Origin of the sequence: Sporotomaculum syntrophicum (genome assembly GCF_009932395.1) — a bacterium.
Classification (GTDB): domain Bacteria; phylum Bacillota; class Desulfotomaculia; order Desulfotomaculales; family Desulfallaceae; genus Sporotomaculum; species Sporotomaculum syntrophicum.
In genome coordinates this window covers 684,539-703,893 of the sequence record NZ_LSRS01000003.1, presented here as the reverse complement: position 1 = coordinate 703,893, position 19,355 = coordinate 684,539, and the positions used below count along the sequence as shown (strand labels likewise).

Annotated in this window: 16 protein-coding genes and 1 CRISPR repeat array; of the genes, 14 read left to right on the top strand and 2 right to left on the bottom strand. The window is 46.8% G+C overall.

From position 1 onward, the window contains the following. Positions 1-49: 49 nt before the first annotated feature. A CRISPR array of direct repeats spans positions 50-4,593; the repeat unit is 28 nt; unit sequence GTGCTCCCCGCGCGTGCGGGGATGATCC. Positions 4,594-5,277: 684 nt separating this feature from the next. The 6 genes from SPSYN_RS08370 (at position 5,278) to SPSYN_RS08345 (ending at position 9,650) form a co-directional block, all read left to right on the top strand. Beyond that, positions 5,278-5,448: a hypothetical protein gene (locus SPSYN_RS08370; protein WP_161821995.1), complete on the top strand. Its 171-nt coding sequence runs from the start codon at positions 5,278-5,280 to the stop codon at positions 5,446-5,448. A gap of 98 nt (positions 5,449-5,546) precedes the next feature. Next, the gene (locus SPSYN_RS08365) at positions 5,547-6,164 is read left to right on the top strand and encodes a stalk domain-containing protein (RefSeq protein ID WP_161821994.1); all 618 of its coding nucleotides are present in this window, start codon (positions 5,547-5,549) and stop codon (positions 6,162-6,164) included. Positions 6,165-6,234: 70 nt separating this feature from the next. Further along, positions 6,235-7,299 (top strand): FAD:protein FMN transferase, encoded by a 1,065-nt coding sequence (locus SPSYN_RS08360; RefSeq protein WP_161821993.1) that lies wholly within the window; start codon positions 6,235-6,237, stop codon positions 7,297-7,299. Next, positions 7,292-7,681, top strand: a complete 390-nt coding sequence (locus SPSYN_RS08355) for a NusG domain II-containing protein (RefSeq protein WP_161821992.1) — start codon at positions 7,292-7,294, stop codon at positions 7,679-7,681. The genes SPSYN_RS08360 and SPSYN_RS08355 overlap by 8 nt, the downstream gene beginning before the upstream one ends. Positions 7,682-7,728: 47 nt before the next feature. Next, the gene (locus tag SPSYN_RS08350) at positions 7,729-8,241 is read left to right on the top strand and encodes a Gx transporter family protein (protein ID WP_161821991.1); all 513 of its coding nucleotides are present in this window, start codon (positions 7,729-7,731) and stop codon (positions 8,239-8,241) included. 215 nt (positions 8,242-8,456) lie between these two features. Next, the gene (locus SPSYN_RS08345) at positions 8,457-9,650 is read left to right on the top strand and encodes an MFS transporter (RefSeq protein WP_161821990.1); all 1,194 of its coding nucleotides are present in this window, start codon (positions 8,457-8,459) and stop codon (positions 9,648-9,650) included. Positions 9,651-9,678: 28 nt separating this feature from the next. Here SPSYN_RS08345 and SPSYN_RS08340 read toward each other — a convergent pair whose 3' ends face one another. Next, entirely contained in the window at positions 9,679-10,149 is a 471-nt protein-coding gene (locus tag SPSYN_RS08340; protein ID WP_161821989.1) for an HAD family hydrolase, read from the bottom strand. 264 nt (positions 10,150-10,413) lie between these two features. On the opposite strand from SPSYN_RS08340, the gene SPSYN_RS08335 reads away from it, so the two are divergent. From SPSYN_RS08335 to SPSYN_RS08305, 7 genes are all read left to right on the top strand, one after another. Beyond that, complete coding sequence (locus SPSYN_RS08335; RefSeq protein WP_243152969.1) at positions 10,414-11,328, top strand: phosphate ABC transporter substrate-binding protein; 915 nt, start codon at positions 10,414-10,416, stop codon at positions 11,326-11,328. Positions 11,329-11,401: 73 nt separating this feature from the next. After that, the gene (pstC, locus tag SPSYN_RS08330) at positions 11,402-12,286 is read left to right on the top strand and encodes a phosphate ABC transporter permease subunit PstC (RefSeq protein WP_243152968.1); all 885 of its coding nucleotides are present in this window, start codon (positions 11,402-11,404) and stop codon (positions 12,284-12,286) included. 6 nt (positions 12,287-12,292) lie between these two features. Continuing rightward, entirely contained in the window at positions 12,293-13,135 is an 843-nt protein-coding gene (gene pstA / locus SPSYN_RS08325) for a phosphate ABC transporter permease PstA (RefSeq protein ID WP_161821988.1), read from the top strand. After that, on the top strand, positions 13,132-13,881 hold the full coding sequence (locus tag SPSYN_RS08320) for a phosphate ABC transporter ATP-binding protein (protein ID WP_161821987.1): 750 nt from the start codon (positions 13,132-13,134) through the stop codon (positions 13,879-13,881). Before pstA ends, SPSYN_RS08320 begins: the two co-directional genes overlap by 4 nt. 286 nt (positions 13,882-14,167) lie before the next feature. After that, entirely contained in the window at positions 14,168-16,360 is a 2,193-nt protein-coding gene (katG, locus tag SPSYN_RS08315; RefSeq protein WP_161821986.1) for a catalase/peroxidase HPI, read from the top strand. Between the two features lie 241 nt (positions 16,361-16,601). After that, a complete protein-coding gene (locus tag SPSYN_RS08310) occupies positions 16,602-17,096 on the top strand; it encodes a rubrerythrin family protein (protein ID WP_161821985.1) in 495 nt (164 codons plus the stop codon). A gap of 581 nt (positions 17,097-17,677) precedes the next feature. Next, positions 17,678-18,514 carry an SIR2 family NAD-dependent protein deacylase gene (locus tag SPSYN_RS08305; protein WP_161821984.1) on the top strand — a complete coding sequence of 279 codons (837 nt, stop codon included), beginning with the start codon at positions 17,678-17,680 and terminating at the stop codon, positions 18,512-18,514. 198 nt (positions 18,515-18,712) lie between these two features. Here SPSYN_RS08305 and SPSYN_RS16490 read toward each other — a convergent pair whose 3' ends face one another. Then, positions 18,713-18,874 carry a Druantia anti-phage system protein DruA gene (locus SPSYN_RS16490; protein ID WP_423828289.1) on the bottom strand — a complete coding sequence of 54 codons (162 nt, stop codon included), beginning with the start codon at positions 18,872-18,874 and terminating at the stop codon, positions 18,713-18,715. A gap of 139 nt (positions 18,875-19,013) precedes the next feature. On the opposite strand from SPSYN_RS16490, the gene SPSYN_RS08295 reads away from it, so the two are divergent. Continuing rightward, on the top strand, positions 19,014-19,355 hold a 342-nt coding region (locus tag SPSYN_RS08295; RefSeq protein WP_161821983.1), incomplete at its 3' end, for a transposase.

Here is a 19,355-nt window from a genome sequence, read left to right as displayed (position 1 = left end):
CGTGCGGGGATGATCCTATATTGATAATTATACCAGCACATAACAGTGCGTGCTCCCCGCGCGTGCGGGGATGATCCTACATCCAATGTGAAGGTTCCACTAAATGTACTGTGCTCCCCGCGCGTGCGGGGATGATCCCTAATACAAAAACAATACCCAGAAATATTTAAAGTGCTCCCCGCGCGTGCGGGGATGATCCCCATATCGGATACCACCTACCCGGAACGATACAGTGCTCCCCGCGCGTGCGGGGATGATCCTAATTTACTTTTACGTGCCCGGGAAGCAGGTTAGTGCTCCCCGCGCGTGCGGGGATGATCCCCTTCTTCTTTATTAAGTTCTTCACAAGCTAACGTGCTCCCCGCGCGTGCGGGGATGATCCTTATTTTGTGGTGATTGTGTAAAAGTAATGCAGGTGCTCCCCGCGCGTGCGGGGATGATCCCAAATTTTAGGAAGTATTAAAATATGGATTTTTGTGCTCCCCGCGCGTGCGGGGATGATCCTAGGGCGCTCCAATACTCTGGGACTTTGGGCAAGTGTGCTCCCTGCGCGTGCGGGGATGATCCTATATTCAGCCAGGTCAGCTTCATTATAATCAAGTGCTCCCCGCGCGTGCGGGGATGATCCCCAGTGAAAAAGAATTTTGTTACCGTGAGCAGGGTGCTCCCCGCGCGTGCGGGGATGATCCGAAAATATGGTTGTTTTAGACCCTTTTGTTGGCGTGCTCCCCGCGCGTGCGGGGATGATCCTAAACTATGTTAACCCGTTCACGTTTACTAGCTGTGCTCCCCGCGCGTGCGGGGATGATCCCAAGCTATGCGTCCAGGCCCAACGTAGGGCTTCGTGCTCCCCGCGCGTGCGGGGATGATCCTAGCGTACTTTGCCATATAACTTACTAAAATGCGTGCTCCCCGCGCGTGCGGGGATGATCCCCAATTAGCAAACAGCGGTAATAGCAAAGGTAAGTGCTCCCCGCGCGTGCGGGGATGATCCCTTGAAAGAAGAACTCAAATTCCTTAGTATTAAGTGCTCCCCGCGCGTGCGGGGATGATCCCCCAATGGGTGAGGCCGAACTGCCTATGTTTTTGTGCTCCCCGCGCGTGCGGGGATGATCCCCACCAATTGTCCCGAACGCGAATATATGCGTAGTGCTCCCCGCGCGTGCGGGGATGATCCCAGATCACCACATTTTTATTATTATCTCTTTATGTGCTCCCCGCGCGTGCGGGGATGATCCCAAGACACCGAGGAAAAGTGGTTAAATGAAATAGTGCTCCCCGCGCGTGCGGGGATGATCCCAAGTTGTTAACGGTTTTTTATTTGTCTATACAGTGCTCCCCGCGCGTGCGGGGATGATCCTGTTCTACTACATTACCAGATATAAACGGTATATGTGCTCCCCGCGCGTGCGGGGATGATCCTGCTGGCACACTATCAATAACTATCAAAGGTATGTGCTCCCCGCGCGTGCGGGGATGATCCCATTAAGTGATAGAGGTTATAATAAAGAGTTCGGTGCTCCCCGCGCGTGCGGGGATGATCCTGGCTTCTAGTACCTACAACTTGCCCTTTTTCAGTGCTCCCCGCGCGTGCGGGGATGATCCCTTTATAAGTTAGGTGATAAATATATGAATAATGTGCTCCCCGCGCGTGCGGGGATGATCCTGCGATTCCTTTGCTCATATCATCATTAAATTGGTGCTCCCCGCGCGTGCGGGGATGATCCGGTATAAGTCCACCCCCGGCCTAGTTTATAAAAGTGCTCCCCGCGCGTGCGGGGATGATCCTTTTACAACTAAAATTAAAACAGATAAAAAAGGGTGCTCCCCGCGCGTGCGGGGATGATCCCCAATTCAATACCAGGACACCGGCAACAGATCAGTGCTCCCCGCGCGTGCGGGGATGATCCCATTATAAAAGCTAATTTAAAAATACACATTGAGTGCTCCCCGCGCGTGCGGGGATGATCCCCCATCATATTAGGCCAAACTATTTACACTTATGTGCTCCCCGCGCGTGCGGGGATGATCCTGTTATCGGCGTTATCCATGCGCTCAGACATTTGTGCTCCCCGCGCGTGCGGGGATGATCCTATTTCATCTCCTGCATTTTGTTCATCAATAGAGTGCTCCCCGCGCGTGCGGGGATGATCCTGGTATGAGCGAAACGGAATTAAATGATTTATTGTGCTCCCCGCGCGTGCGGGGATGATCCTCTATTCCAATTCCTTCATTTAATGGCATATCAGTGCTCCCCGCGCGTGCGGGGATGATCCTGTCAATGGTGTCTTGAATTTCCTCGGCAGTGTGTGCTCCCCGCGCGTGCGGGGATGATCCCGATATACGGCGGCTCTGGAGGCGTTTTGAAATGTGCTCCCCGCGCGTGCGGGGATGATCCTCTGATAAGACGCAGCTAGAGGGTAAGCTTAAGGTGCTCCCCGCGCGTGCGGGGATGATCCCTATGTAGAATCTGCCATAAAACAGTGGCTAAAGTGCTCCCCGCGCGTGCGGGGATGATCCCAGATAAGGAAAGTATTCTTAAACAAAATACAGGTGCTCCCCGCGCGTGCGGGGATGATCCTTTGATAACCTGCTTCCCGGGCACGTAAAAGTAGTGCTCCCCGCGCGTGCGGGGATGATCCTGCCAACAGGAAGAAGAAACAGAAGAAGATGTGCTCCCCGCGCGTGCGGGGATGATCCTAGGTGGGTTAAATTTAACGTTCCATCGCTGAGGTGCTCCCCGCGCGTGCGGGGATGATCCTTAGATGTTGGTGATAGAATATATTTTGTTAAAGTGCTCCCCGCGCGTGCGGGGATGATCCTGCCTTGCCTGTGCATATTGTTTCCCAATTTCCGTGCTCCCCGCGCGTGCGGGGATGATCCCTGCCCAGGGGTGACGGTGACTCGGCTGTTATAGTGCTCCCCGCGCGTGCGGGGATGATCCTATGGTCGTAAACATAATGCAATGCTTATTATTGTGCTCCCCGCGCGTGCGGGGATGATCCTCTTGTGCATTTATTATACTTGTATTTTCATAAAGTGCTCCCCGCGCGTGCGGGGATGATCCTATGTAATTGGGAAGGATATTGTTTATATTCTTGTGCTCCCCGCGCGTGCGGGGATGATCCTGTATCTTATGCACCGGTGCGTTATTTGGCAGAGTGCTCCCCGCGCGTGCGGGGATGATCCTCGAAGCCACCGTCCGACCGGAGAACCCGGTCAGTGCTCCCCGCGCGTGCGGGGATGATCCCTGTAAGAAATGCTATTTGGGATTCAGATTTTTGTGCTCCCCGCGCGTGCGGGGATGATCCTTTGGCATGTACTCATCTCCTTTGAGTACATTTGTGCTCCCCGCGCGTGCGGGGATGATCCCAGAGTATTCACTTCATGACTTTGTTAAACCAAGTGCTCCCCGCGCGTGCGGGGATGATCCCGATCCTTTGCATTATCAGAATAACCTGCACCGGTGCTCCCCGCGCGTGCGGGGATGATCCTATTATCAAAAACATTAACTATTGGTTCATACCGTGCTCCCCGCGCGTGCGGGGATGATCCTAGGACTGCTGCCGGCACAGAGACGTACCACTAGTGCTCCCCGCGCGTGCGGGGATGATCCCTTATCGTTAAGCAATTTGGATCGGGTTAAAAAGTGCTCCCCGCGCGTGCGGGGATGATCCCCATCCTAGCCTCGATATAAGAGACTGAACTTCGTGCTCCCCGCGCGTGCGGGGATGATCCTGTCCAGAAAGATATCGCTAGCGCTCATGTTTTGTGCTCCCCGCGCGTGCGGGGATGATCCTAGATAAAAACGTACCACTACTCTCCAGTTCAAGTGCTCCCCGCGCGTGCGGGGATGATCCCGCCCGTCGCCAGCAAAACATTATCGCCATGCGGTGCTCCCCGCGCGTGCGGGGATGATCCTTTATTGCCGCGTATGATTTTAATAGATTTTTGGTGCTCCCCGCGCGTGCGGGGATGATCCCCGGACCACGTTGCTAACGTGATGTTCTGGTGCCGTGCTCCCCGCGCGTGCGGGGATGATCCTATACGCTTGATAATCGTAATTTGGGAATTGACGTGCTCCCCGCGCGTGCGGGGATGATCCCTAAGCCGCTAAAACGCGGTAGCAAGACTATTGGTGCTCCCCGCGCGTGCGGGGATGATCCCGCATACCCAGAAGAATTGCATCTGGCCGCCCTGTGCTCCCCGCGCGTGCGGGGATGATCCCAATGGTTCCAACTTCAGCCAAAGCAAATGTATGTGCTCCCCGCGCGTGCGGGGATGATCCCAGTAAAGGAAATTTTATTAAATAGCAGTAAAGGTGCTCCCCGCGCGTGCGGGGATGATCCTGGTAGGCTGCCCAAAAGAGTATGAGGGATGGAGTGCTCCCCGCGCGTGCGGGGATGATCCCAGCCGACGCCGGCGCTGGCCGACCAATAATAAGTGCTCCCCGCGCGTGCGGGGATGATCCCGACTGAAGCGGCCATTTATGTTTGTACTTGACGTGCTCCCCGCGCGTGCGGGGATGATCCTTTGGCTATGTGATTTGAAAAGTGGAGATCAAGGTGCTCCCCGCGCGTGCGGGGATGATCCCCACCCAGGAGTAATACAGGAACAAAAAGAAAGGTGCTCCCCGCGCGTGNNCGTGCGGGGATGATCCTATAATTGGGTTTAACGGGTATGCATGTCTGACTGTGTGCCCCTTATACAACTAAGTCCAGCCGGACGGGTCGATTAAAGTTGCCATCATTGATCTTTTTTACAGCGGGCAAATTCGGTTGTTCATCGGAGAGGGGAAACTTTGATGATTAGTTGATCTCTACTTCAATTTCCACGGCTATTGGGACAACTTCCATTAAAGATATAGTTACCGGAGATGGTTTCCCTTACGGCTATAAAAAAATTAACACAACCCTAATAGAAGATTACCGGCTTATTATAAACAATAAGAAAACATATAGGCTCTGTAAAGAACTTAATGTATTGCGTCCCCGGAGAAAGATATATCCAAACCGACCGAGAAAGCCGGTAAAGCGAGATAAAGTAGTTGCCCCAAACCGACACTGGTAAATGGATTTAAAGTATGGTTATATTGAAGTATGAACAGATTTTTTTCCAGTTATCCCTTATAGACGTTAACGGCAATAGTGGGATAAGAATATACCCTCAAGCACTGCTTGGGGGTTTTGTTATGTCCGGAATGGTGGCGGTCTGTTGGGTAGCGGCCAGGCGGTGCAACGGGTCTGTTTTTATATTAACAGGTCGGGAGTGATTATTATGTATGAGCCTGCTACGGTAGCTAAAATTAGGGAATGGCTGGAAGAGGACATTAAAAAAGGGGCAACGCATTGCCTAGTGAACTGTGACACCTGGGATTTGGCAAATGGGTATGAGGATTATCCATTGTATATCATGCCTGGAGAGAATGTCCATGAGGTGGCCAGATAGCCGGCATTGTTGAGTGTTTTTACAATCATTGCTCATTGCCAAAGGTTAACTATTGTTCTATAATAATATACTAATAATATACAAGTGGCGGGAGATAAATGAAGAGAAAAAAAGTGTGCCTGGCCGTTGCCATAATGGTAATTGCCCTGTTCGCTTGTACAGGCCTGGTATCGGCGGCCACAGAAAGCGTGCAAGCTTTCATCGCTAAATTTAATTTTAATGTTAACGGGCAAAATATCACCTTACCGGAACAGCAACAGCCCGTTGTCATCGACGGCAGAACCTACCTGCCCGTGCGGGCTATGGGCGATGTGCTCGAAAAAAGAATCGGTTGGGATCAACAGACAAAAACCGTCTATGTGGGCGATTTACTAAAAGATGGCCAATACAAAGCCAGCCAGTCCGAATTTGATGAATATGGCTGGAAGGCTTTGATAGAAATAACTGTGGTGGATGGCAAAATCGCCACTGCTAAATACGACGAAATTAATGAGCAAGACGTTTATAAAAGCACCGATGAAGCTTACCTGCAAGAGTTTAAAGAAACAATGAAAATAGACTTATTGCAGTCATTCACAAAATTACAAGAATCCTTAATTGAAGCACAAACTCCTGATCTGGTTGACGCGATCTCCGGAGCCACCGATGCATCCGTTAAGTTCAAAGCACTGGCCAATGAGGCATTGACCGCCGGACCGGTTACAGCAGAACAGTAACGTAATTAATATAATAAGCCCATGGGCAATTGCTCGTGGGCTATATAATTTTATAGCTGGATGTGAATGGATGGAGAAAGGCAAAATGGTTATTGAGCGTAAGCCGGCCGCATGGTTAACCGCCTTGATATTATTAGCTATATTTACCTGCGCCGGGTGTGCCAAGGTGGATGAACAAGCACCTTATATCGCCCATGAATTTATGCTGGACACAGATATAATTATTAATATTGAAGATAGCCGGGCCCCCCAAATCAGCACCGCGGTTTTTCAAAGAATTGCCCAAATTGAAAAAAAGATGACCCTTTTTAGCCAGGATAGTGAAATAGCCGTGCTTAACGCCCAGGCCGGGCAAAAAGCGGTGGAGGTAAGCGCGGATACCCATTATGTATTAACCAAAGCTATCGCTATGAGTAAAATAACCCGGGGTGCATTTGACCCCACCATCGGGCCGCTGGTCAAACTGTGGGACGTGGGTTCAGGTCTGGCCAGGGTACCCGGTGATGCTGAAATACAAAAGGCATTGGCCCTGGTAGATTATAGATCATTGCAGATCAATCCTGATTCTGACCAACTACACACAGTTTTCCTCCCTCGTCTTGGGCAGGTGGTGGATTTGGGAGGTATAGCCAAGGGTTACTCCGGCGACGAAGCTAAAAGGATATTGTTGGAACACGGGGTGCGGCAGGGCATAATAAATTTAGGCGGCAATGTTATGGCATTCGGGCATAAAAAAGATGGCAACCCGTGGCGTGTAGGCATCCAAAATCCCCTGGCACCACGGGGTACTTACCTGGGCATTGTTTATGTAAGCGATAAGGCTGTGGTAACCTCGGGCGGTTATGAGCGCTATTTTATTAAAAATGGACGGCGCTACCATCATATTATCGACCCTACAACCGGGTACCCGGCAAATAATGGCTTAATCAGCGTTACCGTGGTTGCCGACCGGGGTATTGAGGCCGACGCTTTATCCACCGGGGTCTATGTTTTGGGTTTGACCGAGGGCAAGCAGCTGATTGACTCTATGGATGGAGTGGAAGCTATATTTATAACTAACGAGCGAAAAGTGTATACCACCGCGGGACTAAAAGACTGTTTTCAATTGACCGACGGGGATTTTAGTTATGAATAGAGTCAATAAACTTATCTACGCCATACTGGCGATTTTAATCATAGGAAGTTTTATTGGCGTGGCAGTTTATGAACAAATGTTAAAAGGTCAAGCACCGGTGGCTGTTATTTACAAAGACAAACAAATATTTCAAAGGGTATATTTAACGAAAAGCATAAATAAACAAATTAACGTTAGAGATAGCGACGGGCACTATAACCTTGTGGAAATAAAGGATGGGCAAGTGCGTGTCAAAGAGGCCGACTGTCCCAATAAATTGTGCATCAAGGCAGGCTGGCTGAACAAACCGGGTCAGATGGCGGTTTGCATACCCAACCGTGTCAGTGTAGTCATAGAAGGGGCGGCAGAGGAGGCGCAACAACCGGACGCCCATTCTTTTTAATACAGGCATGGCTGCCTCTAATGTAAAACGTATTGGAGAATACACGCATGTCCAACACCAAACGTCTGGTTATCATCGCTTTGTTCATTGCACTGGCTACCGCGCTAAATATCGTGGAAAGGTTTATACCACTGCCCATAGCCATACCGGGCGTAAAGCTGGGGCTGGCCAATACAGTTACTTTGCTGGCTATATTAATGCTGGGCTGGAAAGATGTGTTTTTAATTGTTACCTTGCGGTGTTTGCTGGCCGTTTTGTACGGGGGTAACCCGGTGAGTTTTTTATTCAGCATCACCGGCGGCCTGTTTAGCGCATTGATCATGGTCTTAACATGGAGGTATTTGGGCAAGCACATTAGCATCGTAACGATCAGTCTTTTGGGAGCAGTTGCGCATAATATTGGGCAGTTGTTTGTAGCCGCTTTAATCATACAGGATTTTCGCATTTATGTTTACTTGCCGGTATTATTGGTATCGGCGCTGATTACCGGGTATATTGTGGGCGTAGTGGCAACCCAAACGTATAAGATATTATTGAAGATCATTGAGACTGAAGGATAACACAAAGAGACATTAAGCTGGAAGGTTTTGAGCCATGACGATATAGCAAGGCAAATGTTCACCACCACAAATGCGTTCCAGGATGCGTATGTTTCCAAAAGTTAAAAATAAACTTGCTATTAACGGCAGTAAAAAATTTAATAAAGATTAACTCGCAAGCTCAGGCCGCTTTCTAAAAAAATTAATTAACTATATTGAAAGGATTGGTCATAATATTGTTAGATCCAAATATGCAAACCCAACGCCTATGGACAAGCAATTTTTTTATACTAATAATCGCTAATTTTGCACTATTTATAGCTTACTATATGTTGTTTCCTACATTGCCCGTCTACATTAAAGAGATAACCGGAAAAGATGCCCTAACCGGCCTTGCAATGGGGTCTTTACTCCTGGCTGCCGTGTTGTTCCGTCCCTTTGCAGGACGCCTGATCGACACCGGTAAGCGCAAGGCTGTTTTTTTATTTGGTACGGCTATCTTTTTCCTTTGTACCATCAGCTTTAATCTAGCACCTGTTCTATTAATCCTTTTAGCGGCTCGTTTTATACAAGGTTTTGGCTGGGCCTATTGCAATACGGCTGCCGGTACTTTAGCTAGCGATATTATACCCAAACCTCGCTTAGCTGAAGGAATGGGTTACTATGGTTTATCTTTAAGCTTGGGAATGGCGATTGGTCCCGCTTTAGGGCTTTTTCTAATTCAGGGTTACGGCTTTCAATTTATGTTTAATATTTGCGCCGGATACGTTTTTTTATCTTTTTTATTAGCACTATTAATCAAATACTCAAATTTAAAAATAGCTGCAACAAAAAAACCGCTCTCATTAAAAACAATTTTCGAAAAGAAAGCCATCCATCCTTCTCTGGTAATATTTTTTACATCCATTGGCTATGCGGCTGTTGTATCTTTCCTGGCCTTGTTCGGTCAAGAGCGCCACGTAAGTGACGTCGGCCTTTTCTTCGTGGTGTACGCTATTAGTCTTACCATTTCTCGTCCCTTTTTCGGTCGTTTGGCCGATACTAAAGGATATGATATGGTTGTGGTTAGCGGGTTAATTCTATGTAGTTTAGCTATGACAATTATCTATTTTGCTCACACTTTGCCTGTTTTCATTTTAGCCGGCATGGTTTATGGAATAGGTTATGGTGCTGTTCAACCCACAACACAGGCTCTTTCCGTTCTATACGTACCAATGGAGCGGCGCGGGTCTGCCACTGCTACATTTTTTTTATTTTTAGATTTAGGTATGTGTTTGGGCGCCGTTATGTGGGGTGTTGTTGCCCATTACTTTGGTTATGGTTTAATGTATCTCATGGTAATTATTCCGACTCTACTTGCCCTGCTTGTGTACCTTCTTTTCCCCCGCGAGGCTGAGAAACAGCAGGAGCTTAGCATAGCTAATAGTTGACATAAAATAGTTGAAGGCCACATAGTTATCATCGCCGCAGTGATGCACGAAGCCGCAATGGATGAAGGAGCAAATTCAGCGCATCAATAATATTGGTTACCGCAATATCCGCATGAAGTAATGCTGCTACCGAACATCCCTCCTGACCGATAACCGCAATAGACAAGTCAGCCTGCTTAAACATTTCCAGATCGTTATTTCCATTCCCGATGGCTGCAGCCCTTGCTGGATTAAGACTGGCTATGAAATTTGCTTTATCAATCGTTCCGTGGTCAGAACTTACAGTACACATTTTGATACCCAGCTCCCGGGCTACCTGGGCTCCAGTCCCGAAAGTATCGGCTGTTAATAAGTGAATATCGAGTTTGCCCCTTAATTGCTCAATCAATTGGGCAACCCCATCAGGCAATAAGCCATCAGTTGTCAAAGTGCCATTCATATCCAAAACCAAATGATGGAGTTCTAAGTCATCTCCTCCTGGAATTGATATTTTGATCATAACCACTACTCCCTCTCCTATTTGGTGTCATCCAACTGCAAAATCAAGCCGTCTTAACCGGCCGTAACCATAATATTCTTATTAACACTGTACTGTTTTATTATGACACACGGTAGGGTATAACTTGTCCCGTATGAGCTCCGCTGGAGGCAGATTTTGAGCTTATAGTATTACGCTGTATTATAACGAAAACTTATTGGACCAACAACAATAAGTAATATATACTATTATAGTATAAAAATAGATAAATGGGAGGTTGTAATGGTGAAGAGGAGAATATGGTTAAGTGTATTGCTGTGTTGTATTCTTGCTTTTACTATGCTTGCCGGCTGTGCAAGCAATGAAACGGGTAGTGAGAATAATGCGGCTCCAACAGAGGACTACTCTATTAAAATCGGGGGCTCCAGTACCCTGGCACCCATCATAGCTCAATGTGCTGATAGCTTTACTGAAGAGTTCAAAACCTGGGATAAAGTTGACACCAGCTTGCCGGAAGAACCCATTGTTATATTTGTGTCAACCGGTGGTTCTGGTTTTGGCCTGAAATCAGCTGTTGATGGGACATTTGACTTTGGAATGGTGAGCAAAAATTTAAAAGATGAGGAAAAAGAGCAGTTTGCCAACGGCAGCATTACCCAGCTGGGTTCCGATGTATTGATTATTGGTGTTAATTCAGAAAATCCAGTTGCCCAAGTAAAGCCCGACCTGACAACTGAAGAGCTGGTAAGTATTTTCTCGGGCAAGATTAAAAATTGGCAAGAACTTGATCCAGCCTTACCCGACCGTTCTATTGTAGTGGCTGTTCGTGATCTTGGCGGCGGGGCCAGCGAAGTTTTTGATGCAGCAGTTATGAAGGGCACCCCTATATCCGATGAGGCTTTACAAATTCCTTCCATGGGGGCGTTGGCTGGTAAGATAATGGATAATAAGGATACCATAGGTTATGTGTCCAGCGGATTGGTTAACCAGAATCCTGATAAAATAACACCCATTAGCGTTGATGGAATCGCACCTACCTTGGAAAATATCAACTCAGGGGCATATAAAATTGGCCGGGCGCTGCTGTTGGTCAGCAAAGATAAACCGGATAATATGGAACAGAAGTTTTTAGATTATCTGCTATCTGAGAAAGGTCTAGGAGTAGTAGAGGAACTAGGTTATGTCCCGGTTGCTCGCTAATAATCTGTAACATCATGACGGGCAGGTAACACCTGCTCGTTTGTTTTTGCATCAGTAAAGAAGGTAACAGCAATTGATATATAGAGGTTTAGGATTAAAGGAAAAGATAATCAGCTCCATCATAATTAGTGTAGCAACTGTTTCTTCACTGCTGCTCTTGGCTATGCTGATCTTTATATTGCGAGAGAGCTGGCCTATCTGGTCACAAATTGGAGTAAGCGGTTTTTTATTTGGATCAAGTTGGAGGCCTCTAAACACTCCGCCTGAAATCGGTATCCTGTCAATGATTGTCAGTACGATGTGGGTTGCAGGAGGGGCTTTGCTTATTGCGGCTCCACTGGGATTTGGGTGTGCAATATTTTTGGCAGAATTTGCTCCAAGACCACTGGCTGCAATTTTACGCCCGGTTATAAATATGCTTACAGGTATCCCCTCAGTTGTTTATGGTTTTCTAGGGGCAGCAGTTTTGGTGAAATTTTTTGAAGTGAAATTTGATCTAGCCAGCGGAGAATCTCTTTTTGCTGCTTCTCTGATACTGGCAATAATGGTCATTCCATTTATAGTGGCTAACTCTGAAGCTGCACTGCGCTTGGTAGCACCTGAATACCGCCATGCCGGTATTGCTCTAGGGGTTTCAAGACAGTATCTGACACTACGCATCCTGGTTCCCTTAGCCCGAAAAGGGATGTTTGGTGCACTGGTACTGGCCTTTGGACGAGCTATGGGTGAAACCATGGCTGTGCTTATGCTGGCTGGAAATACGCTGCGGCTGCCAGGTTCATGGTTTGATAAGGGTGAACCACTGCCGGCATTGATTGCCCTGGAGCTGGGAAGTACCACACCTGGCAGCTCACATCACCAAGCTTTGTTTGCTGTGGGACTGGTTCTGGTCTTAATGGTCATTGCAGTGAATATAGGCATAAACCTTCTTTTGAACCGATTGCAAAAGGGGGGTTGATTTTAGATGAAAAAAGCCATCACAGATCTGCTGCTATTGGGTTGGTTTTGGGTATCCGGGCTTCTTATACTGGTGATTTTACTGGCTATAATAATCTACCTTATCTGGCGTGGGGGGCCATTTATCAGCAGCGGATTTATTCTAGAGAGCCCCGGCGGATTTCCCCTGGGTACTGAAGGGGGAATATTCCCGGCTATAAAAGGAACCCTTTGGCTCATTTTGCTGGCCTTAGTCATATCTATTGTTCCAGGCTTGCTGACAGCCATATACCTGAGTGAATACGGGCGCAGCGGACGCCTGGCTGAAATTATCAACCTTCTGGTGCAGAGCATGGCCGGGATACCTTCAATTATTACCGGTTTGTTCGTTTATGCTCTGGGGGTTGTTACCCTGGGCTGGGGAATATCACTACTGGCTGGAGGGTTTGCCCTGGCTATAATGGTTTTCCCAGTTATTGTGGTATCCAGTCGGGATGCTCTCCTGGCGGTTGATGAGAATTATCGATTGGTGGCAAACTCTTTGGGGGTTTCCAAATCCTATACATTATACCGGGTTATTTTTCCCCGGGCAGCAGCAGGCATAACTGCCGGATTATTGCTGGCGTTAGGGTATGCAGCCGGAGCCACTGCTCCGATCATGGTAACTGCAGCTGCCGTTATAGCCAGTTCATCGGGGGCTTTACTGGAACCGGTTATGGCTTTGCCATATCATCTCTATATACTATTTAATGAGCATTTATCCATGAACCATGCTTATGCGACAGCTCTGGTCTTGGTGGGCTTGCTTTTGTTTATTAATATTCTGGCATTATCTTTGAGTAGCTTACAAGAGAGGATAAATAGACATTGAGCACGGTTGAATTTATAGATTTTCATGCTTTTTATGGCCAAAAGGCAGTTTTGCATAATATTAACGTGGAGTTTGGCCCTAAATCCATTACTGCCATAATAGGGCCTTCGGGGTGCGGCAAAACAACGTTATTACGCAGTATTAATCGTACTGCGGAAATGGAAAGAGGGTTTAATAGCCATGGGGACATAAGGGTACTGGGGGGTTCAATAAAGGAAGTCAGGAATCTGTCGGTTTTGCGCCGACAAGTAGGTATGGTTTACCAGACTCCGGTGGCCTTGCCTCTAAGCATAATGGAAAATGTACTCTTCGGCCCGAGATATTATGGAGTTAAAAATCGCTCAGATTTAGATGCCATAATGGAAAAATGCCTACGTCAGGTAGCTCTGTGGGATGAAGTGAAGGATCGCCTTAAGCGGCCTGCGGCACAGCTATCCGGTGGCCAGAAGCAGCGCCTGGCCATAGCCCGGGCATTAGCGGTGGAGCCCCGGGTATTACTCCTGGATGAACCTTGTTCCAGTCTTGATCCGGCTTCCACGGGACTGATTGAAGATTTATTAACCCAACTAGCGGAGGGATTGTGTATTATTATTGTTACCCATAACCTTTTTCAAGCCCGCCGGATATCCCATGAGACCGCCTTTATACTGGACGGCCGGCTTATTGAAAAAGCACCAACCCAAAAACTATTTGAGTCTCCCGACAGCCCTAAAACCCGGGGATTTGTTTCCGGTTTATTCGGGTAAATGATGCCGGAGTTTTGTTGCTTTCCCAATAAAAAATGCCTAATTACATTATTATTGTATTTTTTACTTTTACGGGATATAATTTGACATATATTAATTAATTACAACTTAGAAATAAATATAAAAAGAATTATTTAGTAAAAACGTTAACGACTGGCTTTTCAGTATTATTGATTTCTGAACATTTGAATAATTAAAAAATTAGCGATAAAAACGTAAATTTTAAAGGTATCTGTCCGGGATGCCTTTCAAATATAAATGAAAACAAATGAAGGAGGTTTAATTTATGGCAGAGATGAAAGACCCGGTGACAGGTAAAACGAGAAAAGCAATCTCCGGTAGTGGTATATCTAACAAAGACTGGTGGCCGAACCAACTGAACTTGAAGATCTTGCGTCAGAACTCAAACTTGAGCAATCCAATGGGCACAGACTTCAAATATTCTGAAGAATTTAAGAAACTCGACCTTGAAGCAGTAAAGAAAGACCTGTATGCATTGATGACCGACTCGCAGGAATGGTGGCCTGCCGATTACGGGCACTATGGACCTCTCTTCATCCGCATGGCATGGCATAGTGCTGGAACATACAGAATGGGTGATGGCCGAGGCGGTGCATCGGATGGAACCCAACGCTTTGCACCGCTTAATAGCTGGCCTGATAATGTTAACTTAGACAAAGCACGTCGCTTACTTTGGCCAATAAAAAAGAAATATGGTAGAAAAATCTCTTGGGCGGATCTTATGATCTTGGCGGGTAACTGTGCTCTGGAATCCATGGGATTCAAGACTTTCGGGTTTGGTGGAGGCCGTGAGGACGTTTGGGAACCGCAAGAAGACGTTTACTGGGGTTCTGAGTCCGAGTGGCTTGGCGACAATCGTTACTCCGGTGAACGAGATCTTGAAAATCCTCTTGCAGCCGTTCAGATGGGCTTGATTTACGTGAATCCGGAAGGCCCAAATGGAATGCCTGACGCAGTTGCTTCCGGCCGTGATGTACGAGAGACATTTGCTCGAATGGCCATGAACGATGAGGAGACTGTAGCGCTTATTGCTGGCGGGCATACCTTTGGAAAGACACATGGAGCCGGACCCGCGACTCATATAGGTCCGGAGCCGGAGGCTGCTCCCATTGAGGAAATGGGGCTCGGTTGGAAAAACAGTTTTGGCAGCGGCAAAGGCGGAGATACGATTGGTAGCGGGCTGGAAGGTGCCTGGAAGCCGAACCCGACCAAATGGGACATGGGATATCTGAAGACGCTGTTTAAATATGACTGGAATTTGGTAAAGAGCCCTGCCGGTGCATACCAGTGGATTCCATCTGATCCGGATGCGGCAAACACTGTTCAGGATGCTCACGACCCTAACAAGCGACATGCTCCGATGATGACCACAGCTGATCTCTCATTAAGGATGGATCCTATCTATAGGCCGATTGCTGAGCGGTACCGCGATAACCCTGAGGAATTTGCGGATGCTTTTGCTCGTGCTTGGTTCAAACTGACGCACCGTGATATGGGTCCGCGTTCACGTTATCTTGGACCTGAGGTTCCTGATGAGGAACTGATCTGGCAGGATCCTGTGCCTGCAGTTGATCATGAATTGATTGACGAACAAGATATCGCAGATCTTAAGAGCAAAATACTTGCTTCAGGACTGTCGGTTTCTCAACTTGTAGGGGTGGCTTGGGCATCGGCATCGACCTTCCGCGGTTCGGACAAGCGTGGTGGAGCAAACGGAGCTCGCATCCGTCTTGCACCTCAAAAGGATTGGGAAGTAAATCAGCCGGCGCAACTGAACACAGTGTTACAGACTCTTGAAAAGATTCAATCTGAGTTCAACAATGCGCAGTCCGGCAACAAGAAGGTTTCACTCGCCGACTTGATTGTTCTGGGTGGATGTGCCGGTATCGAGCAAGCTGCAAAAAATGCCGGTCATAATTTGGTCGTTCCTTTCATTCCGGGGCGAACGGATGCACTGCAGGAACAGACAGATATACAGTCGTTTGCAGTTCTTGAACCGAAAGCAGATGGGTTCCGCAATTACCTCAAAACTAAATTTTCCGTACCGGCAGAAGAATTCTTAGTTGACCGCGCACAGTTATTGACTTTGACCGCTCCGGAAATGACAGTACTCATTGGCGGATTGCGTGTCTTAAATGTCAATTATGGGCAATCTCAGCACGGTGTCTTCACTAACAGGCTCGAAACGCTTACAAACGACTTCTTTGTGAATCTGCTTGATATGAGCACAGTTTGGCAACCAACCTCTGAAGCTAGAGATGTGTTTGAAGGTCGTGATCGCACGACAGGCGAACTCAAATGGACCGGAACACGGGTAGACCTTATCTTTGGTTCAAATTCCGAGCTCCGGGCAATCGCAGAAGTCTATGCAAGCGATGATGCTCAGGAGAAATTTATCCAAGATTTCGTGTCTGCTTGGAATAAGGTAATGAATGCAGATCGTTTTGATCTTGCTTGATCCCCTAATTACAGAACTATCTCAACATAGCTTAGAGAGCATTTATTAATGCTCTCTAAGTCTTGAAAAAGACTTGCAAGAATGAGACTTTCAGATATGAAGGGATGTCACCCCGGGAGATCTTAAAGTCTTTCTAGACCCGGTATCAGAAAGGGAGCGATGATAAGCAACCGGAAGGATTCCCAAAATAAGTTGTGGAAAAACTAATAAGGCTTTAAATAAAAACAAGGAGGACGGAAAAATGAGTGAAAACAAAACACTTGATAACCTGATGGAGGCGTTTGCCGGAGAATCTAAGGCAAACAGAAAGTATCTGGCTTATTCCAAGAAGGCTGAGAAAGAGGGAAAGTTAAATGCCGCCAAACTATTCAAGGCTGCATCTGATGCCGAAACCCTGCATGCCTTAAAGCATTTTGAAGTCGCAGGGAAAATCAGCTCAACAGTTGATAACCTGAAAGATGCTGTTGCAGGAGAAACTCACGAGTATAAGGATATGTACCCTGACTTTGTGAAGGAAGCCGAAGCGGAGGGAAACAAAGCTGCGCTTATGTCCTTTACATTTGCCATGAAAGCGGAAGAGGTTCATGCTAAGCTTTATAAAGAAGCGTTGGAAAACCTTGACCAGACTGAAGAAGTTTTCTATTATCTCTGTCCTGTATGCGGAAATATCGAAAAATTCCAGCCTGAAAAATGCAGCATCTGTGGCGTTTCAGGGAGTAAATTTATCAAGTACTAGTATTTTCGATACAAACAAATTTTTGTTATGGAGGAGGTAGTAAATACCCTCTGGACTACCTTTAAAAATGGTTGCGGCGGATTTTCCCTTCGAGATTGCACCAGAGGGTGCCCCCCATATCAATAGGCTAGCGTTTTAGAGGTCACCGGTGCCAGGCACCTTACTTATCGACTTGTTGTTTAACAAGCCAGGGGTCAATATGGATTGCTCGGCTTGTTTTTGTTGTTGGCTGGAATCCATCTCTCGCGGATACCATCAAAGAATGGAGAGTCTCCGTTTTACTTACCTAAAGCTGTCGCGGACTGGTATTCTCTTTAACATAACATCCATTAGTGGCTATATAGTAAAAATTAACCTGTTTTATAGTAATCCCTGGAACAAGGTGGTGGTAAACCAAAGAAAAGAACCAGCAAAAGGGAATGGTCAGGGTGAAGGATAACCGGTTTGTCATTCCATAGTGTCCGAAGGGGCTATATAGAAACCTGTATATGTTTCTGCCTACCGATAGTGAAAAAATGAGTGGATATGTTTCCGAGAACGGGCAGAGATGCTTGCTTATGCGTATCTAATGGAGGGTTTTCATGAGGTTACAGGAAAAATTCTTGCTGGCCGCCGAGGCGATTAGGAATTCGAGGGCTATAATAATTACTGCAGGGGCGGGTATGGGGGTAGACTCCGGCTTGCCGGATTTCCGGGGTGATCAGGGGTTCTGGAAGGCTTATCCCATATACGAAGGGCTTGGGGTCAATTTATACGATGTTGCCGATCCGGTTTACTTTGTCCGTGATCCTGCTTTCGGCTGGGGGTTTTACGGTCACCGAGCGGATTTATATCGCAAGACGGTGCCCCATGATGGTTTTTATCTGCTGCTTAATTGGATTAAAAATTACCGGCTTGATTATTTCGTTGTCACATCAAACGTGGATGGCCAGTTTAGCAAAGCAGGTTTTGCAGAAGACAGTATTTATGAAGTTCATGGTTCAATTCACTATTTGCAGTGCATCCAACCTTGTTCCATGGCTATCTGGGAAAATAATGAGAACGTTATCGTGGATCTCAAAGAATTCCGGGCGCGGAACATACCAAGATGCCCCAAATGCGGTAACGTTGCACGACCTAACATATTAATGTTCGGTGATTTCTCTTGGATTAGTACAAGAACTGATAATCAGAAAGATAAATTTGAAGAATTTTTAAAACGTTGTGGAAATGAGCCGCTGGTGGTAGTCGAAATGGGAGCGGGGACGGCAATTTCAACCATACGAAGGCTAAGCGAAGGATTAGGAAACAGTTATAGCGCAAGAGTTATTCGCATCAACCCAAGGGATCCTCAAATAAGTAAACATCATATATCCCTCGATTGCGGGGCGTTAGAGGGATTGCGTGGAATTGATATGGCCTTACATGGAATTTCCTAACAAGGCACAACCTTTAAAGCAGCCTTAACTGGCTGCTTTTTACCGTCCCCGAAGGATCGCCGGCTAGTGGAAAGGAGGAACATTATTTAATTGTGTCCTGTACCTAATTTGAAGTTAATAGCATGGCAATTAGTTTACCACCCGACAAATAACTATATGGAGGAACAGCACCTCAAACAAATGCATCCATAACATATTTTACTTTGTCAGTCTTTTTTCTTTTGTCCAACCTATACATTTATCTCTGGCAGAAAGGCTAAAAACCGGGTCTCCCAATCCCAATAATCCCATCACTTTATTTGTATGATTATCGAAGACTAAAAAACGAAGACGACGGCAATAACCAGATGAAACTGGTATACTCCAAGTTCGAAGGTTTAGGTATTGACACAGTAGAACCGTCCGAGACCACTGAAAAAGTCCATATAAAACACAAAAAGCATCCCCACCTATAGTATAATTAAGTCACCATAACAAAATATACCGGGGGATGCTTTTTATGCTAATTGAAACCACCTTTAAACAAGGCAGCTTTTACACTGAATTATACCATATAATACCGGAGAATCACATATTAAAACGTATAGATTCCGCAATATCCCTTAGCTTTGTCAATGAACTATTAGCAGATAGATATTGCAAAAACTTTGGCAGACCCGCCAAAGAACCAGAAATGATGATGAGGATCCAGTTCTTAAAATATCTATATACTATATCCGATGAACAGTTGTTACAAGATTTGACCGTAAATCTGGCTTACAAATGGTTTGTAGGCCTTAATCCAGAAGATCCTCTCCCCGAAAAAAGCTTACTGACCAAATTCCGTACCCAACGTTTAAAA

Excerpts from the sequence above, each read along its gene's own strand:
- SPSYN_RS08370 (WP_161821995.1), top strand. The coding sequence starts at position 5,278 with ATGTATGAGCCTGCTACGGTAGCTAAAATTAGGGAATGGCTGGAAGAG.
- pstA (WP_161821988.1), top strand. The coding sequence starts at position 12,293 with ATGAAAAAAGCCATCACAGATCTGCTGCTATTGGGTTGGTTTTGGGTA.
- SPSYN_RS08365 (WP_161821994.1), top strand. The coding sequence starts at position 5,547 with ATGAAGAGAAAAAAAGTGTGCCTGGCCGTTGCCATAATGGTAATTGCC.
- SPSYN_RS08350 (WP_161821991.1), top strand. The coding sequence starts at position 7,729 with ATGTCCAACACCAAACGTCTGGTTATCATCGCTTTGTTCATTGCACTG.
- SPSYN_RS08360 (WP_161821993.1), top strand. The coding sequence starts at position 6,235 with ATGGAGAAAGGCAAAATGGTTATTGAGCGTAAGCCGGCCGCATGGTTA.
- SPSYN_RS08310 (WP_161821985.1), top strand. The coding sequence starts at position 16,602 with ATGAGTGAAAACAAAACACTTGATAACCTGATGGAGGCGTTTGCCGGA.
- SPSYN_RS08355 (WP_161821992.1), top strand. The coding sequence starts at position 7,292 with ATGAATAGAGTCAATAAACTTATCTACGCCATACTGGCGATTTTAATC.
- katG (WP_161821986.1), top strand. The coding sequence starts at position 14,168 with ATGGCAGAGATGAAAGACCCGGTGACAGGTAAAACGAGAAAAGCAATC.
- SPSYN_RS08340 (WP_161821989.1), bottom strand. The coding sequence starts at position 10,149 with ATGATCAAAATATCAATTCCAGGAGGAGATGACTTAGAACTCCATCAT.
- SPSYN_RS08305 (WP_161821984.1), top strand. The coding sequence starts at position 17,678 with ATGAGGTTACAGGAAAAATTCTTGCTGGCCGCCGAGGCGATTAGGAAT.